General features: G+C 31.7%; 8 protein-coding genes. 5 read left to right on the top strand and 3 right to left on the bottom strand.

All coding sequences use genetic code 11. The features are described from left to right. The first annotated feature begins 271 nt into the window (after positions 1 to 271). The 3 genes from LE180_RS05530 to LE180_RS05520 all read left to right on the top strand — a co-directional run bounded on the left by LE180_RS05530 (position 272) and on the right by LE180_RS05520 (position 3,026). A complete protein-coding gene (locus tag LE180_RS05530; protein ID WP_374134460.1) occupies positions 272 to 1,867 on the top strand; it encodes a DNA methyltransferase in 1,596 nt (531 codons plus the stop codon). Further along, entirely contained in the window at positions 1,858 to 2,637 is a 780-nt protein-coding gene (locus LE180_RS05525) for a TdeIII family type II restriction endonuclease (protein WP_374134459.1), read from the top strand. The genes LE180_RS05530 and LE180_RS05525 overlap by 10 nt, the downstream gene beginning before the upstream one ends. Before the next feature lie 170 nt (positions 2,638 to 2,807). Continuing rightward, positions 2,808 to 3,026, top strand: coding sequence for an MvaI/BcnI family restriction endonuclease (locus tag LE180_RS05520; protein WP_374134458.1), 219 nt, complete (start codon positions 2,808 to 2,810; stop codon positions 3,024 to 3,026). Between the two features lie 48 nt (positions 3,027 to 3,074). Here LE180_RS05520 and LE180_RS05515 read toward each other — a convergent pair whose 3' ends face one another. The 3 genes from LE180_RS05515 to LE180_RS05505 form a co-directional block, all read right to left on the bottom strand. Then, the gene (locus LE180_RS05515) at positions 3,075 to 3,536 is read right to left on the bottom strand and encodes a DUF4411 family protein (RefSeq protein ID WP_374134457.1); all 462 of its coding nucleotides are present in this window, start codon (positions 3,534 to 3,536) and stop codon (positions 3,075 to 3,077) included. Further along, on the bottom strand, positions 3,533 to 4,750 hold the full coding sequence (locus tag LE180_RS05510) for an ImmA/IrrE family metallo-endopeptidase (RefSeq protein ID WP_374134456.1): 1,218 nt from the start codon (positions 4,748 to 4,750) through the stop codon (positions 3,533 to 3,535). The genes LE180_RS05515 and LE180_RS05510 overlap by 4 nt, the downstream gene beginning before the upstream one ends. Positions 4,751 to 5,015: 265 nt before the next feature. Continuing rightward, positions 5,016 to 5,387, bottom strand: coding sequence for a DUF5675 family protein (locus LE180_RS05505; protein ID WP_374134455.1), 372 nt, complete (start codon positions 5,385 to 5,387; stop codon positions 5,016 to 5,018). Positions 5,388 to 5,537: 150 nt separating this feature from the next. Here LE180_RS05505 and LE180_RS05500 point away from each other — a divergent pair, with 150 nt between their 5' ends. Further along, positions 5,538 to 6,140 (top strand): Panacea domain-containing protein, encoded by a 603-nt coding sequence (locus tag LE180_RS05500; protein ID WP_374134454.1) that lies wholly within the window; start codon positions 5,538 to 5,540, stop codon positions 6,138 to 6,140. Next, complete coding sequence (locus tag LE180_RS05495; protein WP_374134453.1) at positions 6,137 to 6,511, top strand: hypothetical protein; 375 nt, start codon at positions 6,137 to 6,139, stop codon at positions 6,509 to 6,511. Before LE180_RS05500 ends, LE180_RS05495 begins: the two co-directional genes overlap by 4 nt. The last annotated feature ends 286 nt before the right edge of the window (positions 6,512 to 6,797 follow it).

The following is a 6,797-nucleotide window of genomic DNA, read 5'->3' as shown; positions in this document are numbered from 1 at the left end:
GTAAATGAAGATTATGACGCTAGAGAAGTTTTAGAAGGCTTGGGCTGGAAATTTACAGGAATGCAAGCAATTTCTACAAGTACAAAAAATTTAGTTGACGATTTACCTTTGTTATCTAACAATTCTATCATGTTTAATATTCCAGCGCCAACATGGGCAAACTAAAAAAATGGTTAAACTCAAGTAAGTTAACCAAATTTTTAGAAGCAAACGGTTTTTACAAGCGCTCTTCTTAGTCATGAAGTCACGTTTAGATAAATTAGAGGGTTGAATGCAATTAAATAGCCAATACTTAACAATTAAAGAAGCGAGTTTATGGGCTACAAATTATTTGGGAAAGGAAGTAACGACATCAAATATTTCTTATCTTATTCAGTATGGATGTATCAGCAAAATTGGGCATGATGGTTCAACTCAAATTTCAAAATCAGAACTTGAGAAATATTATCGTTCACTAAATAAATCGAGAGAACATTCTTGGAAAGGCAAACTCGGACAGGATTTAAACTGGAAATTATCTTTTGATAATTTAAAGGAGTCCGATACAACTAAGCATATACATAGACTTCACCCATATAAAGGTAAATTCATACCTCAACTTGTAGAATATTTTTTAGACGACCATATCGATGAATTTAAAAAAGAAAAATATTTTAATAAAAGTGACGTTGTTTTAGATCCTTTTTGCGGTAGCGGGACAACGCTTGCTCAGGCTAACGAGCTTGGTATGCACGCAATAGGCATAGATATCTCTTCTTTCAATTCTTTTATCGCAAATTGCAAGATTAACGAATATGATGTTGCTTCATTAGAAGAGAGTATAGGTGTAATCACAGAAAAGTTGATTAAAAACTCCCAATTTTTAAAAGATACAGAATTTGAGCAAAGTCTCATAGAGCAATTAAAAAAATTTAACGATAAATATTTTCCTGTACCCAACTACAAATATAAACTTAAAAGAAAACTCATAGATGAAGATAAATACGGTCAAGAAAAAGATGGAGAATTTCTCCCTGTTTATAAAAATTTCGTCAAAAAATATAAAATAGAACTTCTCAAACAAAATCCTAAAACTTTTATTGAGAAATGGTATTTCAAAAACATTATAGATGAAATAAATTTTGTTTTTGAAGAAATAAAAAATATCAAAAACGTTAATAATAAAAATATTTTAGCTTTAATTCTAAGTCGCACAATGCGTTCGTGTAGGGCAACTACGCATTCAGATTTAGCAACGCTTGTAGAACCTGCATCAACAACTTATTATTGTTCTAAACACGGTAAAATCTGCAAACCCATATTTTCAATTATAAAGTGGTGGAAAACATATTCAAAAGACACAGTTAAAAGAATAAAAGAATTTGAAAAGCTAAAAACAGAAACGCATCAATATTGTTTATCAGGAGATGCCAGAACAATTGACATTTTTACAGCGCTTTCCAAAAAGAAAAAATCTTTTGCAGATATATTAAACAGACAAAAAATATCAGGCATATTTTCTAGCCCGCCTTACGTAGGACTTATAGACTATCACGAACAACACGCCTATGCCTACGATTTATTTGGGTTTGATAGAAAAGACAAACTTGAGATAGGTCCATTATTCAAAGGACAGACGAAGGAAGCGCAAAAAAACTATGTTGAAGGAATTTCAGCCGTTTTGAACAATTGTAAAAGATACTTAAAAAGGGACTATAACGTTTTTTTGGTAGCTAATGATAAGTATAATTTGTACTCTGAAATAGCCAACAAAGCAGGAATGAAAATAACAAATACTTTTAAACGTCCGGTATTAAATCGCACAGAAAAAGACAAAGGAGCGTATTCCGAAATAATATTTCATTTAAAGGAAAACAGATGTCTTTAAATCAGATGCAGAAGTCCAGAGTTGAAGAAATTTTAAAAGAAAGTCTCCGGACTAAATTTGGGAACTACAAACCCGAGCCCGCCTCGATGCCGTTTCATACAAGATTGCTTGGTAAAGATAGAATGGCGCTTTTTTTTATACATTCATTAAATACTAATTTTGGAACGACTATATTTGAACCTGTTGCTCTTGAGTTGACAAAATCTAATTTTGAAATAACTTCTAAACAGGCAGATGCTGGAACACGGATAAGCGATGGCGCGCAAAGAGAAATTCAAAATATACTTGATAATATATCTGCTGCAAATATTAAGCCAAATAAAATTGAAGAAATGGAAAGAATAAGAAAAGTAAGCCAGAAAGGTAAGATGCACAAAGTAAAACTCACAAAAATAGATGTTTTTCTTGAGAAATCAAATGGTGAAAAATTCTTATTTGATATTAAAACAGCAAAACCAAACAAAGGCGGATTTAAAGAATTTAAGAGAACATTGTTAGAATGGGTAGTAGCAATCTTTGCAGAAAATCCGCAAGCAAAAGTAAATACATTAATTGCAATTCCATACAATCCGTACAACCCAAAGCCTTATGATCGTTGGACAATGGCAGGTATGTTAGACTTGCCAAATGAATTAAAAGTAGCTGATGAATTTTGGGATTTTTTAAGTGGGAAAGACGCATATAAAGATTTATTAGATTGCTTTGAACGAGTTGGTATTGAATTAAGAGATGAGATTGATAATTATTTTAAGAAGTATAACAATATATGAAGAAATTTTTTATTATAGACGGAAATGCGTACGTCTTTGTGAAATAGATTCTCATTTAAAGGGAAATTTAAAATAGACTATTAAAGAATTTGTAGTAAAATTCAAACAAATTAAAAAAATGGGATTTATACCTACTAAGAGGAATGGAGCAACGGGTATAAGGATATACTTTGGAAACACTACTTGGCAGAACTGAAAATAATGTTGCTAATCCTGACATTGAAGGAATAGAACTTAAAGCTCATAGAAGCAAAGTAAATAGTTTAATTACGTTATTTACGTTCAATAATAAAGCATGGAAAATGCCGTCTTTGAAAGCAATTTGTAAGTCCTTAGTGCAAATCAACAACAGAACTATCACATTTATTGTACACAATTTTACTGCATAATCAAGGCAATCATTCTTCAGTTTCTTTTGTGCTATCTGAACAAAAACATCATTTTGAAATGCTCATTTTTAATTTCCTCTCTTTTAGAAACTCACAGTCTTTTAAACATTTAACATCGCAGCTTTTACATAAATTACGCAATTTTGTATCATTAGTAACAACCGTAGAGTTATTTCTTTTAGCACTTGCTACTACAAAAATATCTGCGTTGTCTTTCTTGTTAGAATCTGCAAAACTTCTCGCTTCAGGCTTATTGTTCATAATTTGAACTACTATCTCCTGTGTTTTATCATCCATAGGAACTACGATTTCATTTTTGATATTTTTCAGCCAATAGTAAAGATCATCTCCTCCTACTTCGATTTCCTCATAAACTTCTGTAGGAATAAAGATTTCTTTATCTATCACTAATTTGGTCAACCAATTCCCATAACCTTCACCTTCTACTATTTCAGGAGAATAATATCGCCAAGTTGTAATAAAAAAGTTTGCATCCAAACAGTATTTCATAAATATTTATTCCATTCATGCTCGTAAGTATCCAGTTTTCCTGTTTTGACACCCAATAAAGAACAAGCATTTTTTATCATTATGGCGCTATTGCTGTAAGCTTCAAATACAATTTCAATAAATGGCTTGCCATTTATATGCAAAGACTTAAGATACGGACTAACATAAGAACGATTTTTTTGTTTAGTTGTCCCAACATTAATAGAGTCCATTAACTTATTTTTATAATCCTTATAAGTATTATTAAAAGTATTTTTGTTAATAAGTTTTAAGCTAAATATTTTTATTATTATTGAAAGTTGGCTTGTAGGAAATTCAGCGCTTAAAATTTTAATTTTGTTGTCTAAACTTGCTTGTTTATTATTATGCCAAACTTTAATAAATTTATTGGTAGGCATTAAAAATTCAGCAGTTGCTTTATTACAAAAAGACTCTATAGGATTTTGATTATTACTAGAAGTGTCAGATATTCCTGTTTCACCTAAAAGCAAATGACAGAACTCATGAATAAGAGTAAATAACTGAGCATTTTTTGTATCTTTGGAATTTATAAAAATAAAAGGGGCTATTTTATCTGCAATGGCGAAACCTCTCACTTCAGATGGCTGAACAGAACTGCGATAATCTCCATTGAAAGAATTTCCAATTGAAATAAATACGCCCAAACTCTCTATTTTTTTTATTAATGTTTTCAAATTATTCTCAGCTTTGCTATGCATTTCTATATCAGATAGGAGTATCTTATTTAAAGTAGAAACTACTTCATCAATACTATCACTGATAGTATCACTGATAGCAAGACTACCGACAAAAGTAAGAGATTCTCTTTTTTGGCTTAAAAGATATTCCCTAAGCCATTCTTGTTTTCCTTGTATTTCACGCATTAAAAAGACAAAGTTCCTAGAGAAATTATTAGGAGTTGAAACTCCTCTAAAATCCTTCAACGGTTTTATTTTCTTTGGAATATCTGGTAGATAAAGAGTTATAAATTTTATACCGTAAGTTTTTGCCAAGATTTTTGCAACATCTATTGTTGGAAAGTCATTACCATTTTCCCAATTGGTCAGATTTGTTTCTGTGATGGACTTTTTGTTTATTTTTTTTACAACATCCGAGCAAGAAACTCCGATAGCCTCTCTTGCCCATTTAAGAACATTGGGATTTATAGACGCTTTTAATGCAACATTAAGTTGATTTTTATTGTCTTTTTGCATAATAATTTAAAACTTCATAAATTTAAGCATTTTGATTGTAGCATATTTGAAAAATATAAATTTCTATACCGTATCCATTTTCCATGTTCAGTTGTTAATGCAATCCCCAACATTGTTTGCGAAGGCAAATCTCTTGTATCTGTTGTTATTTGTAGTTATCTTTTTGTATCTAAAAGATAAAAGGAAGTTAAGCAATATAGAAGTGATTGTATCTTTGCACTCTATCCAACCGTTATCCAACACTTTTGGTACAACCTAATCAAATCTATAATCTTTTGTTCGTATTGCGTAGAATAACTGACCCAACCAATTTTATCATTCTTTCTGGGAAGTATGTAGCCTTAGTATCCTTTGCGGTATTTTCTCTATGGACGCGCACGCCTGTAAAACCAGCCACATTTAGAAGCAATGGCAAGTCTCTGTTAAACATGTTGCTGTGGTTCACTATTATTTTATACTTTCCTGTCGGTATAAGCATTCGTGATATTTTACTCGGCTCTAACGTATCACACAGCGATTTATTGTCTTCAACAATATTGTTATGCTCATCATACCCGTTAAACTTGAGTCTGCCGATAGTAGTATAATTGTTCTTAAAGGCAACTCTCTTTAAAAATAACTCTAAGTCTTGTTTCATAAATACATTTTATCTCCTAAATCAATTAAGTTTGACAATTTTATTTAAGTTTGACAATTTTATTAAAAAACGTTACTATAACTTAGTGACTTGTTACTGAGACTGATAGTCGCTGGTAGTTGTTAGCGCTGTAAAGAAGGAGGTAACAAAGTGAACCCGCAACTAAAAAAACTGAATAATTTTGAAAAATTGGTTCAAGTTGTAAATTATGTTCTACAGAAATATAATTACGAACTAAATTACACCAAATTGATAAAAATTCTTTATATTGCTGATAGAGAATGCCTTGATAAGTGGAATTTTGCTATTTCGGGAGACTCATATTGTTTGATGAAACAAGGTCCGGTATTAAGCGGACTGTACGACTTTATTAGGAATAGTCCTGCTTGCGATCCAATACAAAAAATGCATTGGAACATCCTTTTTAAAAAGAGAGACTATGATTTAGTTTCTTTGTCTAGGCGTAATTGCCATCACGACGGATTAAGTGACTACGACGAATTAAGTGACGGTGAAATGAAAATTATGGACGATGTCGATGCTAAATATCACGATAAAGATTGGAACTATCTCGTTGATAATGTTGTTCATGAATTTCTAGAATGGAAGAATCATCAACCGTGTGAAAAAGGGTCAATTCCGCTTAAAAAAGAAACAATATTAAAAGCGTTATATAAAAGCGACGCTGAAATAGAAGAAATATTGGAAGTAGAAAATGCCGTCGAATCTTTGCGACAGGATTTAGCCAAATGACCCCCTACGCATCGGCAAAAGGATTAGCCTTTTGGCGTAAACCTGAAAACTCGGATAAAGAACATCTGCATTTTGTGATATCCGAAACCGATGTTGACGGTTACGTGCTGATTGTTAATGTAACAAGTTTCTGTTCCGACGAATCATGTGTTTTAGATACTGCGGATCATCCGTCGATAAAACATAGATCGTTTGTTTTCTATCAAGAATCTTTTGAAGAAAAATTATCAGAAATTTTAACAAAGACGCTTGGTAGTCACTACAGAAGAGTCGAGTCTTTAACACAAGAAACGCTCAAAAGAATCCAAGATGGTGCAAGACACAGCGCAATATTCCCCCGCAAGTTCAAAAAACACTTTGCTAATTTTTAGCAATATCTAATCTGTTTTCATATATCAAAGAACATCAAAAAAAAATATACTTAAAACTATCCCCAAATCACCTTTCATAAATATAGCTCCTAACTTTCTTGCTAGTACGAACGGAAGATGTGGTTTAGTTCATATGTTTTAGCTGTCATCTTCAACTGTCCGAAAAAATCGGACAGTTGAAAACGTTCTTCATTTTGTTTCTTCTTTCTTCACTTTGATTCTTCTTTTTTTATGTCTTCAAAATATTCTTTCCAAGTCTTGCCTTTATACTTTTGACTAAATGGAT

The sequence above is a fragment of the Candidatus Endomicrobiellum pyrsonymphae genome (assembly GCF_020328025.1).
In the GTDB taxonomy this organism is placed as follows: domain Bacteria; phylum Elusimicrobiota; class Endomicrobiia; order Endomicrobiales; family Endomicrobiaceae; genus Endomicrobiellum; species Endomicrobiellum pyrsonymphae.
The sequence above is the reverse complement of the archived record's forward strand: the minus strand, read 5'-3'. Positions and strand labels throughout refer to the sequence as shown.

Bases quoted from the DNA above. Each gene is read 5' to 3' on its own strand.
- LE180_RS05505 (WP_374134455.1), bottom strand. From the start codon at position 5,387: ATGAAACAAGACTTAGAGTTATTTTTAAAGAGAGTTGCCTTTAAGAAC.
- LE180_RS05515 (WP_374134457.1), bottom strand. From the start codon at position 3,536: ATGAAATACTGTTTGGATGCAAACTTTTTTATTACAACTTGGCGATAT.
- LE180_RS05510 (WP_374134456.1), bottom strand. From the start codon at position 4,750: ATGCAAAAAGACAATAAAAATCAACTTAATGTTGCATTAAAAGCGTCT.
- LE180_RS05495 (WP_374134453.1), top strand. From the start codon at position 6,137: ATGACCCCCTACGCATCGGCAAAAGGATTAGCCTTTTGGCGTAAACCT.
- LE180_RS05530 (WP_374134460.1), top strand. From the start codon at position 272: ATGCAATTAAATAGCCAATACTTAACAATTAAAGAAGCGAGTTTATGG.
- LE180_RS05525 (WP_374134459.1), top strand. From the start codon at position 1,858: ATGTCTTTAAATCAGATGCAGAAGTCCAGAGTTGAAGAAATTTTAAAA.